This is a genomic window from Tychonema sp. LEGE 06208 (genome assembly GCF_015207505.1).
In the GTDB taxonomy this organism is placed as follows: Bacteria; Cyanobacteriota; Cyanobacteriia; order Cyanobacteriales; family Microcoleaceae; genus Microcoleus.
Map to the genome: position 1 here is coordinate 1 of NZ_JADEWT010000005.1, position 14704 is coordinate 14704.

The 14704-nt window shown below is 46.6% G+C and carries 12 protein-coding genes; 6 read left to right on the forward strand and 6 right to left on the reverse strand.

Annotated features, from left to right (window positions below; all coding sequences use genetic code 11):
- Positions 1-3374, reverse strand: a 3374-nt coding sequence (locus IQ263_RS02240; RefSeq protein ID WP_194065983.1) for a PAS domain S-box protein, incomplete at its 3' end; no start/stop codon positions are given.
- A gap of 58 nt (positions 3375-3432) precedes the next feature.
- On the opposite strand from IQ263_RS02240, the gene IQ263_RS29125 reads away from it, so the two are divergent.
- The 5 genes from IQ263_RS29125 (at position 3433) to IQ263_RS02260 (ending at position 7876) form a co-directional block, all read left to right on the forward strand.
- A complete protein-coding gene (locus IQ263_RS29125; RefSeq protein WP_255515790.1) occupies positions 3433-3567 on the forward strand; it encodes a hypothetical protein in 135 nt (44 codons plus the stop codon).
- A gap of 136 nt (positions 3568-3703) precedes the next feature.
- Positions 3704-6319, forward strand: a complete 2616-nt coding sequence (gene acnB, locus IQ263_RS02245) for a bifunctional aconitate hydratase 2/2-methylisocitrate dehydratase (RefSeq protein ID WP_194065984.1) — start codon at positions 3704-3706, stop codon at positions 6317-6319.
- 247 nt (positions 6320-6566) lie between these two features.
- Positions 6567-6950, forward strand: coding sequence for a hypothetical protein (locus tag IQ263_RS02250; RefSeq protein WP_194065985.1), 384 nt, complete (start codon positions 6567-6569; stop codon positions 6948-6950).
- Positions 6947-7402: a PIN domain-containing protein gene (locus IQ263_RS02255; protein ID WP_194065986.1), complete on the forward strand. Its 456-nt coding sequence runs from the start codon at positions 6947-6949 to the stop codon at positions 7400-7402. Before IQ263_RS02250 ends, IQ263_RS02255 begins: the two co-directional genes overlap by 4 nt.
- Before the next feature lie 93 nt (positions 7403-7495).
- On the forward strand, positions 7496-7876 hold the full coding sequence (locus IQ263_RS02260; protein ID WP_193972503.1) for a cupin domain-containing protein: 381 nt from the start codon (positions 7496-7498) through the stop codon (positions 7874-7876).
- 301 nt (positions 7877-8177) lie between these two features.
- Here IQ263_RS02260 and IQ263_RS02265 read toward each other — a convergent pair whose 3' ends face one another.
- The 5 genes from IQ263_RS02265 to IQ263_RS02285 form a co-directional block, all read right to left on the reverse strand.
- Complete coding sequence (locus IQ263_RS02265; RefSeq protein ID WP_194065987.1) at positions 8178-8837, reverse strand: pentapeptide repeat-containing protein; 660 nt, start codon at positions 8835-8837, stop codon at positions 8178-8180.
- 161 nt (positions 8838-8998) lie between these two features.
- Positions 8999-10639 (reverse strand): ABC transporter substrate-binding protein, encoded by a 1641-nt coding sequence (locus IQ263_RS02270; RefSeq protein ID WP_194066052.1) that lies wholly within the window; start codon positions 10637-10639, stop codon positions 8999-9001.
- Positions 10640-11122: 483 nt separating this feature from the next.
- A complete protein-coding gene (locus tag IQ263_RS02275) occupies positions 11123-12598 on the reverse strand; it encodes an adenylate/guanylate cyclase domain-containing protein (protein ID WP_194066053.1) in 1476 nt (491 codons plus the stop codon).
- Between the two features lie 70 nt (positions 12599-12668).
- Entirely contained in the window at positions 12669-13013 is a 345-nt protein-coding gene (locus IQ263_RS02280) for a slr1659 superfamily regulator (RefSeq protein WP_194065988.1), read from the reverse strand.
- Between the two features lie 824 nt (positions 13014-13837).
- The gene (locus tag IQ263_RS02285; RefSeq protein WP_194065989.1) at positions 13838-13975 is read right to left on the reverse strand and encodes a hypothetical protein; all 138 of its coding nucleotides are present in this window, start codon (positions 13973-13975) and stop codon (positions 13838-13840) included.
- Here IQ263_RS02285 and IQ263_RS02290 point away from each other — a divergent pair.
- Positions 13974-14537 carry a hypothetical protein gene (locus IQ263_RS02290; RefSeq protein WP_194065990.1) on the forward strand — a complete coding sequence of 188 codons (564 nt, stop codon included), beginning with the start codon at positions 13974-13976 and terminating at the stop codon, positions 14535-14537. The genes IQ263_RS02285 and IQ263_RS02290 overlap by 2 nt on opposite strands.
- Positions 14538-14704 lie beyond the last annotated feature (167 nt).

The following is a 14704-nucleotide window of genomic DNA, read 5'->3' on the forward strand; positions in this document are numbered from 1 at the left end:
GGCCATTGGCCATGGGGCATGGGGCATGGGGCATCGGGCATGGGGCATCGGGCATCGGGCATCGGGCATTGCCGAACTTCCTGCTTCCCTGTATCCGTTAAATCCCGTACATTGCTTGTTGCCGAACTTCCTTCTTCCGACTTCCCTCGGACTTCTTCCGACTTCCCTCGGACTTCTTCCTTCATTAACATTTCTTGCCAAACGCGCAATTGTCGGCAAGCTTCCCGCAGCACCCAGGCTCCCAGAGGCACGATCAAACCGGTTTCCTCAGCTACAGGAATAAAGCTAGACGGCGGCACTAAACCCCGAACCGGGTGCTGCCAGCGCACCAAAGCCTCAAAACCCTCGATCGCACCGCTGGCGATCGAAACAATCGGTTGGTAGTGCAAAATAAAGTGGGAACATTCATTTTTACTCGCACCTAATTCTTGCTTGCCCAAAATAGCCATACGCAGGTCATTTTCTAACTGCAACAGCGACATAGTTTGGTCGTGCATCGCCAAATTAAACACTTCGTGGCGGGCCTTGCCCAAAGCTTTAGCGCGGTACATAGCAATGTCAGCATCGCGCAGGAATTCTTCCGGGTGAGCGTACAGATTCGATTTGCCTCTTGTGTCGGCTGCTGCGACTTCGCCTTGACTGAAAACAATGCCAATGCTAGCGGTAGTAAATACTTCGTGCCCTTCGATATGAAACGGTAAAGTCAGTTCTGTTTGTATTCTGTTAGCTGCTTGGGTGGCATCGGTGAGGCTCTGAATGTGGTCTAGCAGGATGGTGAATTCGTCTCCCCCCAACCGGGCGACGGTATCAGAAGCCCGCACGCAGGTTAGTAGCCTGTCTGCGAGGGCGACTAGCAATTTGTCTCCTAAAACGTGTCCTAAAGAATCATTGACTACTTTAAAGCGGTCTAAATCTAGGAAAAGTAAACCAAATTTGTAATCGGAGGATTGATTCGATCGGCGGATGGCTTGTCCTAGCCTGTCGATGAACAAAACCCGGTTTGGCAAACCCGTCAGCGCGTCGTGAAAAGCACCGTGCAGCAGTTGCCGTTCTACTCGCTTGCGCTCGGTGACATCTCTGATAATAATCTGGGCGGCGGCTGCGCCTTGATAAAGGGCGGGGATGCCGGCAACTTCAACGTCGATGATTTCTCCGTCGAGCCGCATCAGTTTTTGCTCGGCAAGCTCGATGGGCTTATTTTCTTGCTCGACTTGCCTCATGCGCTTTTGGGCTGTTTCCACATAGTTTGAATGGACAAAATGCAATATCGGAAAGCCGATTAACTCTGCCGGAGAACTCGCACCGAGGAGTTTAGCACCGGCAGCATTGATGTAGGCGATTTTCTCTTGACTGTGAACGACGATCGCTTCGGGAGATAGTTCTACTAAACGGCGATAGCGTTCTTCACTTTCTTGCAGAGATAATATTAACTCGCAGCGCTCTTTTTCAGCTTGCTGGCGTTCGACTTCCATTTGGTGAACTGCCAGAATTTTACCGATGCTTTGAGCCATCAATTCTATGATTTCTATTTCCTGGTACTCAAATTTTTTCTTTTTGATTTCTCGCGAACTAAAACTCAATATACCGTAAGTTTTATTGTTAACAAATATCGGCGTTCCAATGTAAGATTCTGACTGGCATTTCTTATAAGCTGGATGTTCGCGCATCTCTATTTCTGCTCCTATATGAGAATAGAAAACAGTTTTATTTAATTTAATTACGGCAGCACAGTAAGTGTCGCTGAGGTTCAATTCTAGACCTCGCACGAAGTATCCTACATCGGATTTCGCTGCTCGCACAATAAAATTTTCATCCTGAACTTCAGCCATGATGCCAATAGAAAGTCCAAAGATTAAACAGCCGGCTGTTAAATAATCTTCAACCAGTTCTTGAAAATTTTGATAATGATAAGTTGTAATCCGGTGCAGGTGTTTGAGATTAGCGGTGAAAGCTGCTAAAGCTTGAGAATTTAAAAATAATTCTGCTTCCGCTCGCTGGCGGTCGGTAATGTCTGTTTGCACTCCAATAAAGTGGGTTAAGTGTCGCCGCGAGTTGTGCACCGGAGCGATCGACAGTTCGTGCCAAAAAGGCGTGCCGTCTTTCCGAAAGTTGCGTAATATAACTTGGCATTCTCTGCCTTCTTCAATTGCCGTTCGCAATTGTTTAGCAGAGGCGGTGTCCGTGTCGTTGCCCTGCAAAAATCGGCAATTTTTCCCCATTAATTCGTCTCTGCTATAACCGGTAATCCGCTCAAAACTGGGATTGACATAAATAATCGGATTATCTGCAACCGTCGCGTCGGTGATGGCGATGCCGTTGCTGCAACTTTCGATCGCCCGTTCCATCATTTGCAAGCGCTCTTGCGATCGAATCCGCTCGATCGCCGCAGCTAACACGTTGGCGATCGCTTCTACAAAATAAACGTCATCTTGGCTGAAAACCCGCCTTTGGCTGGTGTGAACCCCCAAAATGCCCCAAGGCTGGCAGGAGGAAGTATCTGCTGGTTCTGCTTCTCCCCAGTTCCTCTCCAGTTCCCGATTGCCGGGAACGATGACAGTGACGCCGCTCACAGCCCGGTGGTTGTGCAGCAGCGGCAACTCGCTAAAGCGGGTTTCCACCCGCAAATCTTCGACGATCGTGGCTTTGCCAACTAGCAACGTGTAACCAGCTTGCGATCGGGCAGAAGCCGCAACAGTGGCTTTGCCGACAAGGCCCGGCTGCCAGCCAACCCCCGCTCGCAACAGAAAAGCATGGCCCGACGGCAACAGTTCTAACAACTGACAATAATCAACATCCAGGGTTTGAGCAATTAACACCGCAGCTTTGTCCATCAGTGCAGACAAATCTGTTTCCGCCAGGGCCTGCTGCCCCAAGTAAGCGACGGCTGCTTGCTGGCGGGCGCGCAAGTGGATTGAGGCGAGCAAATCCTGCTCCTTGGCGGCTGCTCGCTTGCGATCGCTAATATCACAGAACACCGACAGCACGGATTTTTCCGACAGCAATGTCAAATACCGCATCGATACACTTGCCCAAAACAGCGTGCCGTCAGCTTTTTTGAGGCGGACTTCTATCTCGCGGACTTGTCCGTTGCGGGCGAGCGCATCCAGCAGTTCGTGGCGATCTGCGGGGTTATTGTATAGTGTGGAGGCTTTTTTGCCGTCGATGTCAAATGCTTTGAACCCGAAAACCTGATGGCATAAATCGTTGCTATACAGAATTGTGCCGTCAGCCAGACTGCTGACGATCGTAGGCATCGGCATCGAATTGGCGATCGTCAGCAGTAATTCTTTAGTGGCTTGCAGTTCTGGGTACAACTCTGGTTTGGCGGCCGAACCCTGACAGTGTTCACCATTTTCAGGGATAAAACTTTCCATTTTTTAATTGATCCATTTCTGCGGACAAATTTAAACTTGCGGTAACTAAGGATTTCAGATGCAGAGGACGATCGACATTACCCCCCGCCACATTAATTTTAACCAGAACAATGCAACTCAACGCCCGAAAACTTCTCGGCTGGAGTTTAAGCAGCACCCCAGCCGCAGAGAAGATATCTCTTTATTAGTATGAAAGTCTACTGTTTTTAAAGTTGCGTTAAGTTTTTATAAGAGCGGGTGCTTTGCCAAATATGTAGCGCCAGCGCCTAATCTAAAAAGTAATGTCACCTGCAAACAACTACCCAACACAATTTTGAGAGAGAACACAAATGCTTGAATCTTACCGCCGTAACGCTGCTGAACGGGCTGCACTGGGAATTCCACCGCTGCCGCTAGACGCCCAGCAAACCTCCGAACTCTGCGAATTACTCAAAAATCCGCCGCCGGGGGAAGAAGAAGCCTTAGTAGAATTATTGCGCGATCGCGTACCCCCAGGCGTAGACAGCGCCGCCTACGTCAAAGCAGGTTTTCTGACCGGCATTGCCAAAGGCGAAATCCACAGCCCCCTAATTGCTCCCAAATGGGCAGTTTACCTGCTGGGGACAATGATGGGAGGTTACAACGTCCAATCTTTAATCGATTTACTCCATCCTACTGCCGAAACAGCCATCCCCGCCACCGCAGCCCGCGCCTTGAGCAAAACGCTGTTAGTATTTGACGCCTTCCACGACATTCTCGCCCTGTCGGATACCAATCCCTACGCCAAACAAGTCATAGATTCTTGGGCGGATGCCGAGTGGTTTACCGGCCGGCCCCAACTAGCCGAAGCCATTACCGTTACAGTCTTCAAAGTACCCGGAGAAACCAATACCGACGACTTGTCTCCGGCACCTCAAGCTACCACGCGGCCGGACATTCCCTTGCACGCTTTAGCGATGCTGGAAAGTAAGATGCCCCAAGCTCTGGAAACCATTGCCCAATTGAAGCAAAAAGGCCATCCCGTAGCCTACGTCGGCGATGTTGTCGGCACCGGTTCCTCGCGCAAATCAGCGATTAACTCAGTGCTGTGGCACATTGGCAATGATATTCCGTTTGTGCCAAACAAGCGCAGTGGCGGATATATTTTGGGAAGTGCGATCGCCCCGATTTTCTTCAATACCGCTGAAGATTCCGGCGCATTGCCGATCGAATGCGATGTCAGCAAAATGGAAACCGGAATGGTAATTACCATCCATCCCTACAAAGGAGAAATCACCAACGAAGCCGGAGAAATCATCTCCACCTTCACCCTCAAACCCGACACAATCATAGACGAAGTTCGCGCCGGCGGCCGCATTCCGCTATTAATTGGACGCACATTAACCGACAAAACCCGCGAAGCTTTAGGACTAGGAATTAGCCCTATTTTCACCCGTCCAACAATTCCCGCCGACACAGGTAAAGGCTTCACCTTAGCCCAAAAAATGGTAGGGAAAGCCTGCGGTTTAACAGGCGTGCGTCCCGGTACATCTTGCGAACCATTAATGACCACAGTCGGTTCCCAAGACACCACTGGCCCGATGACTCGCGACGAATTAAAAGAACTTGCTTGTTTGGGATTTAGCGCCGACTTGGTAATTCAAAGTTTCTGCCACACCGCCGCCTATCCAAAACCTGTTGATGTCAAAACTCACCACGAATTGCCCGATTTCATGGCACAGCGGGCGGGCATAGCTTTGCGTCCCGGAGACGGCATTATTCACTCCTGGCTGAACCGGATGTTATTACCAGATACAGTAGGAACCGGCGGCGATTCTCACACACGTTTTCCTTTAGGAATTTCCTTTCCTGCGGGTTCGGGATTGGTAGCATTTGCTGCCGCCTTGGGCGTGATGCCTTTGGATATGCCGGAATCTGTTTTAGTGCGCTTCAAAGGAGAATTGCAGCCGGGAGTAACCCTGCGGGATGTGGTAAATGCAATTCCCTACGTAGCAATTCAAACAGGTTTGCTGACAGTCTCGAAACAGAATAAGAAAAACGTCTTTTCGGGGCGGATTATGGAAATTGAAGGTTTGCCCGATTTAAAGGTCGAGCAGGCGTTTGAATTGACTGATGCCTCGGCCGAGCGTTCCTGCGCTGGATGCACGATTAAATTGAGTGTGGAGACTGTTTCTGAGTACATTCGCTCCAACGTCGCGCTGCTAAAAAACATGGTGGCGCGGGGCTATGAAGATGCGCGGACGATGATGCGCCGGGTGGCGAAGATGGAGGAATGGCTGGCTAATCCGGTGCTGCTAGAAGCTGATTCTGATGCGGAGTATGTTGAAATCATTGAAATCGATCTCAACGAGATTACTGAACCCATTGTGGCTGCACCCAACGACCCGGATAATGTTAAGTTGTTGAGTGAGGTTGCGGGCGATCGGGTTGACGAAGTATTTGTCGGTTCTTGCATGACAAATATCGGCCACTACCGCGCCACTGCAAAGGTATTAGAAGGTGCAGGGGAAGTTAAAACTCGCCTGTGGATTTGTCCGCCAACTCGGATGGACGAACAACAACTAAAAGAAGAAGGTTATTACAGCATTTTTGGAGCGGCTGGAGCGCGGACGGAAATGCCGGGATGCAGTCTTTGTATGGGAAATCAAGCGCGGGTAAAAGATGCGACAACGGTGTTTTCAACTTCGACTCGCAACTTCAACAACCGGATGGGCAAAGATGCACAAGTTTATCTCGGTTCGGCGGAATTAGCTGCTGTTTGTTCGCTGTTGGGTCGCATTCCTACCGTCGAAGAATACCAGGAAATTGTGGCCAAGAAAATCAATCCTTTTGCTGGCGATTTGTATCGATATTTGAATTTCGATCAAATTGCTGGTTTTGAGGATGAAGGGCGAGTGATTGCTGTGGAAGATATGCCGCGCATTGAGGATATTTTGGGGATTCCTGAAGGTGTGTTGAGCAAGTAGTTTCCTCGAAATTCAGTGAAATGGTTGTTTTCAACCGCAGATGTCAGCGGTTCAAAAAAATCCCAGAATCTGGATGAATTATCCTCGCCTTTGGGAGCATCTCAGTTGTGAATTTTTGCACAACTGAGATGCTCCCCCGTCTTTTGTTTAAAATATAAGTAGAGGCGAGTTCGATCGCCAATCTCTAATTCTCATCCAGGATATCGACCTGCCAATTCCTATAAATCCGATTGAGGAGAAAAAAAGTATGTCTGAACGAGCTTTAATCACTGAAAACCCTGAGATACCAACTTCAGCGCCAGAAACTCGCATTGGCAATGAAATGGTAGAGTTTCTCAGTGTAATTCAGCAAACTCCGAGAGAATATTGGCCTAATTTACTTCAGATGATGCGCTTATTTATGGAAACGGTGACAGTAAAGCCAGTCTTGTCCGAGCCTCCCCAGACATCGGAGAAAATTGACATTACTAAACTGTCGCTGGAGGAGCGGATACAAAGAAATCAAGGTGCAATTGAATTATTGCGATCGTGGGTAGAGGAGGGAGATGAACAGGAACAAACAGAAACCGCTGAATATCTCCGTAAAGTTTTAGATGAAGACCGCCTTTCTAATCGGCCATTATTCCCATGAGTAGAGTAATACTTTTAGATTCTGGGCCTTTGGGGATGGTAACAAACCCTAAAGCATCCTCTACTGAAGTTCAAGAGTGCAAAGTTTGGCTAAACTCTTTAATGCTCAGAGGCGAAATAATAATTTTGCCTGAGATTGCTGACTACGAACTACGACGCGAATTGATCCGTGCAGGTAAGTCAGCAGGTATTCAACGACTTGATGAACTGAAATTACAACTGACATACCGTCCTTTGACTACAGAAGTAATGCTTTTCGCGGCTCAGTTGTGGGCGGATGCACGAAAGAGAGGAAAGCCAACGGCACACCCCTATGCACTTGACGGGGATGTGATTTTGGCGGCTCAAGCAATATTGGAGGCAAATCCAGGAAATCAGGTGGTAATTGCTACAACAAATGTGGGGCATTTGGATCGATTTGTGGATGCTCGTGAATGGCGGCTAATTCAGTAATGTTTAAACCGATCGCGCTTACAGACTTGCCCGCTCCCTGATATACTTTCAACTATAGATATTTTTACATACACCGTTAGCGAGATCGACAGCATGGTGGAAACAGCGGACACAATCGAAAAAACGGACGATCGCACGCAAACCCGGTTTTGGGGTAAAGTTACAGTCATAGACGCGGGCGATCGTTACAAGATCAATCGCATCGAAGTCAAGCCGGGACACCACATCAGCACGCAAATGCACTATCACCGCAGCGAGCACTGGGTTGTCGTCTCCGGTACCGCTAAAGTGATCTGCGATGACAAAGAGACGATTCTCATGCAGAAACAGTCAACCTACGTTCCCATGAATACTGCTCACCGCGTGGAAAACCCAGGCGTGATTCCTCTGGTGATGATTGAAATCCAAAATGGCGAGTACCTCGGCGATGATGACATTATCCGTTTCGCCCAAGATGCTGACGAAGAAGATTGATCCGACATCAAAATATGAAGCAATCGCAGATATCATATCAATTTCGGTTACACCGTCAGGTGATTGTTGATTGTTGACTGTTGACTGTTGACTGTTGACTGTTGACTTGATTTTATTATTCCTATGCAACCGGAAACGATGTCAGGGAAAAGCGCCGCGCACCGGATAATTACCCGCGGGGCGACAGGAAACGAGATAAATCCTACAACTATAACTGTAGGGGCCATTTCGGAAATGGCCCCTACAGGATGATATTAAGCTTGTTAAAAACGAGCATCTGATTTAGCAATTGGCGCTCCTCCTACGGTAAAGCAGCATTTTTCAAATCTACATTTGCCATATTTGCATTCATTAAATTAGCACCGGTCAAGTCCGAACCGTTCAAATTAGCACCAGTCAAATTAGCACCGGTCAAATTTGCATCCCGCAAGTTAACTCCCAGTACGTCGATTCCCGACAAACTGCCACCTCTGAGGCTGACATTAGCTAAATTCGCTATGGACTGGCGAGCATTTTTCATATTTGCGCCAGCCAAATTTGCACTTTCTAAGTTAGCGCCCACTAAATTAGCGTTGGTGAGGTTGGTATTTTTCAAGCTGGCAATTACTAAACCCGCTAGACTCAGGTTAGCCTTGGTTAAATCAGCGCCCTGCAAATTTACTCCGTGCATTCTAGCCGCAATTAAACTCGCACCTTGCAATTTAGCTTGTTGCAGATTGGCTTCGTTCAGTTTTGCTTCATTGAGATTAGCACCGTTCAAATTCGCTCCGCTCAAATTAGCTCCGCTCAAGTCGGCTCCGCTGAGATCGGCACCAGCAAGCTGCGCTCCTGTCAAGTCACACTTGGTACATTCTTTAGTTTCTAATAGTTGCTTGACTTGCGATACGTTTTCTGCTTTGACTCCAGAAGCAAAACCCATTGCAATCAGTAGCGCTGTTGTTGTTAAAATTCCAAATTTCATATACTCACCCTCGGCGATATCTCTCTTTTAATAATATCCCACATATTTCTAGAGAGTTGGGTGATCGGTCTCTTCGATAAACTGTGACAATCATCACCCTATTATGCACACAACATGATAAAATTATTGACGTTTCAATTCCTCAAAATCATTGTAAACAATTATTGCTTTTTCAGGAACCAAAAGGGAAAGGATTGCGTCGGTTCTAAACGGACACCGCTGATGTTGTTCTGAGCAAAAGTATAGTCCTTATCCTGCCAAAGAGGGATGAAAGGTACATCTCTACCTAGTATGTCCTGAATTTCGCCAAACAAAGCTTTCCGGGTTTCGGGGTTTAATTCTTTGCGTTGCTTGTCGATAAGTTGATTTACTCGATCGCTATAATAAAACGAACCCTGACCCTGACTCGCACCCTTTTCGCACCCGGTGGCCGCCGAACCCGTGTCACAATCCAAAAACGGCTGAATGTAATTGTCAGCGTCAAAAAAATCGGCGTACCAATCCACCAAAACCGCAGGATAAATCCCCTTCTCTATATTTTGAAACAAAGTCGGAGATTCAACGCTGTTAACTTCTACCTGCATTATCCCGTCCATTTTTAGCTTGGCTAGCGCCTCGATCGTACTCGCAACTAACGATCGCTTTGTGGAAGCAGAAGGATACCAAATTTGCAGAATAAAAGGATTGGCGGCCGAATATCCCGCTTTTGTTAACAATTCCTTGGCTTTGGCTGTGTTCGCGTCGCCGTAAAGTTCTTTAAACACGGGCTTGTTAACGTCGAAGGTTGTGGGAATCAGACTGTACAGTGGCTGGGCTTGTCCCCGGAGTACGCGATCGTTAATCAGGGGGCGATCCATCACGGAGGCGATCGCCTGTCTCACTTCTAACTTATCCAGGGGTTGAGACTTGATATTCAGCGTCATATAACTAACTGTACTGCTTTCCCCAGCGATTTCCTGCCATTTCCCTTTTTTCGACCCCTCGTCTAAGCTGCGAACTTGGTCTGCATCCAGAGACAAATAAGCCACATCGATCGCACCTATCCGAAAAGTATTGAACAAATTTGACGAACTAGAAAGCAGCAACAAATCAATTCCTGAATTAACAGGTTTTTCCCCCCAATACTTATCGAATGCGTCAAACTTGAGAGAATCGCTGCCGTACTTCGCCAGTTTATAGCGTCCAGTTCCCACAAACGTATCGGGTTTAAATTTACCGTCTCCAATCTCGTAAGCTGTCGGAGAAATGGGACAAAGGCCGGCAAATGTCAGCAGGGAAGGAAAAGCAGCAAAAGGCTTTTTGAGTTGAAAAGTTAATTCGTATTCGCCCGTCGCTTTCACCGATTCTACTGCATCGCCCAGCAAGAAAGATGGACGGCCCCCATTTTTGATAAACCGCTGCAACGAAAATTCCATTGCTGCGGCGTTAAACGGTGTTTCGTCGTGAAAAATCACGCCTTGACGCAGGGGAATTGTATATGTCAATCCGTCGTTGCTAATTTTTGGCATTGCGGTGGCCAAGCTGGGGATTAACTCAGTAGTTCCCGACTTGTAGGTGTAGAGAGTGTCGCCCAAGTTGCGTAGCAGTTGTCCTGATATAATTTCGTAAGCGTCTGCAGGGTCGATCGTCCGCAATTTCAAGGTTGTGCCGATCGTAACGCGATCGTTTTGGGGCGAATTGGGCGATCGAGAGGCCCTCTGGGAACAGCTTGCAGTTAACAAGCAGCACAGACAGAACAGAGCTATAACTTTAATCACTGAAGGTTTTATAGATATTCTCGGCTGTCGCTTGTTAATTGCCATCGTATTTTCTTGATACTCCAAATTACTCAATATATTATCAGGACTTACGCACTTTTAGACTAGAAATCCGGTTTCTTGGTAGATGCTTTGCTACTCGTTCCCAGAAATAGCCTGGAAACAAGTTAAGATTGGTTCGTTCGCAGTGTGGAATTTTTTCCAAACGAAGCAGAACCTCTGTATATGGGTTCATTTCGCAGAGCCGGAGAACAAGTTAATCAAAGACTAATGACTAACCTTCGACTTCGCGAGCAGCTAAAATAACCACCCTTCGATTTGCTTAGGCTACGCTGGCTCACAAATCGCGATCGGCCAAGATGACCAGCCTTCGACTTCGCGAGCAGCTAAAATAACCAATAACAACTAACCAATAACAACTAACCAATAACAACTAACCAATAACAACTAACCAATAACAACTAACCAATAACAACTAACCAATAACAACTAACCAATAACAACTAACCAATAACAACTAACCAATAACTAAAGTCCCTTGAGGAGCGATCGCCAATCCCGACAGCGTTTGAGGTAAATGCGAGCTACCCGATCGCTCGGATTTGTCCGCAAACACTCTTCAAACAATTTTCCCGCTTCTCGGAACTCCTTGCGATCGCACAATAACATCGCTTCAGTATATACGGGCAAATTTGCTAGCTTCGCCCCAAGAATTTCCGCAGGATCTGCATCAAACACCTCATAGACTATGACATATTGAGATTTTCCTTTAACCTGTACTTTATCCACAATCCGAATAGCATAATCAGCAGGATTTCGCAACCGTTCCAAAGTCTGCTGAGAAATTAACAGAGGTACGCCGTAATCTTTAGTCAACCCTTCAATCCGAGATGCCAAATTAACAGCATCACTAATCACAGTGGTGTCCATTCGGCTTGCGCCGCCGACTGTCCCCAGCATCAAAGAACCCGAATTGATACCAATGCCAATTTGAATCGGGATGTAGCCGACACTTTGACGGTGTTGGTTGTAATCAGTCAGGGTATGTAGCATCGCAATACCAGCTTTCACAGCATCATCAGCACAGTCACTAAATAAAGCCATAATTGCATCGCCGATGTATTTATCTATAAAGCCATTATTGCTAGTAATAGCCGGCTCCATCCGCGAGAGGTAAGCATTGATAAAATTGAAATTTTCTTGCGGTGTCATAGTTTCCGAAAGCGTCGTGAAGTCGCGGATGTCGCCAAATAACACCGACATTTCCTCCTGCACTTGGTCGCCTAAATTAACATCAAGAATACTTTCATATCCCAATAAATTTAAAAATTGATGCGGCACAAATCGCCCGTAGGCATCCGTTAAGTCTGATTCAACATCCAGGGATGTCTCTAAATTTTGATTGAGGTCAAATAGTTTTTTAATCAATTCGTGACGGTCGGTTTCAGCTTGTTTGCGTTTCGTGATATCTTGAAAAATTGCGATCGCAAAAGCAACTTTACCAGCCTCGTCAAAAATTGGCGTTCCCCAACCTTCAATGGGAATTTTCTTGTCTGGTTGATGAACTTCCATATCGTCAGCAGTCGAACTTTCACCCCTAAAAGCTCGAACGATCGGCAAATTATCGAAAGGGTAAATAGTATCAGTTCCCGCGATATAAATTTGATAAATATCTGACAAATTCTCAACTGCATTTAAGTGCAAAACTCCTTTACCGAGTAACTGCTGTCCGGCGTGATTGACGTAGTAAGGTTTGCCTTGAGAATCGAGCACGGCTACGCCTATTGGAATCGCTTCCAGAAATTGAGCCAGCTTAATTTCGCCTTCCCGCACCGCCTCCAGTGCCCGATCGCGCAACTGGGTTTCAACCGTATCAGAATGTTGAGCCGTAGTTTCCAGCAAGATTTCCAGATCTGCTTTTTCCTCCTTCAAGTCTGCCACTTGCTGGCGCAATCTTTCTATCTCTAAAAGTAGCTGTTCTCTAGATGGTTGTTCTTCCAGCATAACCCGAGAATTTGCACCTCTACTAACAGAAAATTGCTCAACAGCCTGCATCATAAAAGTAACCGCGTGTCTATACTAATTCCAACTGCAAACCAGGCATCAGGCGTTGCAAATTCTTCAACGATTTACCCTCCCAAGCTATGGGTTGAGAGCTTTGTGCTGCCATTTGCACCCGAGCTTTTTTGCGCTGCTCGATTATAAACTTCGACAGCATATTTATGCCCGAACTGTTCAAAAATTCTAACTGCTGCAAATTGAGGGTAATTTTCGCCGGTTCGGAGTCGGCCACCTCGCCGAGCAACTGTGCTATCGGCGGGTACACCCCAAGCCCGCTCAGCCTGAGAGAGCCAACAAAACTCACGGTTGCCGTTGCTGGATCGTAGCAGGTATGGTAATCTTGTGTCTGAATTTCCATTGTCGCGAAAAAGTCCCTTAGATATTAAGGTAAATTTTTGAGGATAGCTCAGCCGATTCATTAAAGGGATTGCGAGGGATTTTTTGTTCATAATCGATTTATTTCAACAATATCTTACTAAAAAAGTAGCGATCGCTACTAAAGTATTTTTGACTCCGCCCAACAACGGATACAGGCTGCCGCAGGACTGTGGAAAGTTCAAAATCTTAGACTTTTGTAACACTTTCGCACTCTTTGGTGATCAACCGCGTTTGACGGGCAAAAATACTGCATCCAGACCTTTAATCCCGATCAAATCCCGGTTTATGTGGCATTGATGCGTCCAACACTGTTTGCTTAAACCTCCGGTAATTCATCTAAAATTTACCATCTACTATCTAAAATTTAAAATATACAATAATATAAAATCTACAATCTACAATCTAAAAATGACGCTTCGATCGCACTTTAAGAATAAAATGCTACAATGAAAATAATTGGCTGAAGTTGTAATGCCTGCCCGTTCTGCGGAAACAGATTGTGCTGCATCGGTTTGAGAGCGCTCGCTCAGCTCGTCTCCCACAGTCTAAAACACCTTTAGTAGTTTTGGGACAATCGATAGTTATTTGTACTGAGATTCTCGACCACCATCAGATTCTTTTCAGAATATTTACTTAGGGCTACATTTTTCTAGATACCCGCAGATTAAAAGTAAAAATTAATTAATAACTCGGTAGTGCAATTTTCTTGAAACATCAGCACCCGCAGCGAAGATAAAATACTTGTGCCGCACCGGCCCTCAAGTCGGTTCTGCACAAAGCAATAAATGGCAGCAACAGCAGTATCTAAATAAACATTTCAGTTATGGACGCATCTAGACCCCAAAAACCCGATTTCTGACTACCGGTGCGTCCGGGACTGTATTTGCTTTTGAGCGATCGCTCTCGATCGCGCCAGAGTGTAAAGTGAGGCAGAAGACCCATGATCGAACGAAGCTCCGAAAATAACTCTCAAAAAAATCAAAACCGAACCCAAAAGCAACCGAATCCTTTGATATTGGCTGTCGTCCTGACAGGAATTGTGGTTTGGGAAATTTATCCGCCGCTCGTACATAGCGCCGAGGCTAACGCGGTAGCTCTCAAAGATTCCCTCCCCCGGTGGGAAAGCCCAGAGCAGTCAACGGCGCTTTCTCAAAAAATTAGCTCTTCCCGATTAGCACTAAATAGTTTAATTTCCTCTCCCGACAATTTGGCAGAAAACGCGCGCCCAAATCCCCCCAAACAATTGCCGGCAACTGTAGCAGCAGAAGTTCGCCAAGATTTGTCGCGCCAAACTGGAATTGCTGCTGACAAGTTGAAAGTAACTGAATCGAAACTGCAAAGTTGGCCGAATACTTGTTTGGGGCTGGCGAAGGCTGATGAAATTTGCGGTCAAATGATTGTGGAAGGTTGGCGGGTTGTAGTTTCTGACGGCCGCCAAACTTGGGTTTACCGCACCAATGCTAGGGGAAATGTGTTGCGCTTGGAAAAGAAAGTTAGTCATTAGTCATTAGTCATCGGTCATTAGTTTTTAGCTGCTGCGGTATCGTAACTGCTGTGTCGTTACTAAAAACTAATAGACATCTCCTAAAAAGCAGATTTTGAACAGGCAGGATGCCTGTTCCACAATAATTATGGGAGATGTCCGACTTCTAACTAAGAATCGAAAACTTA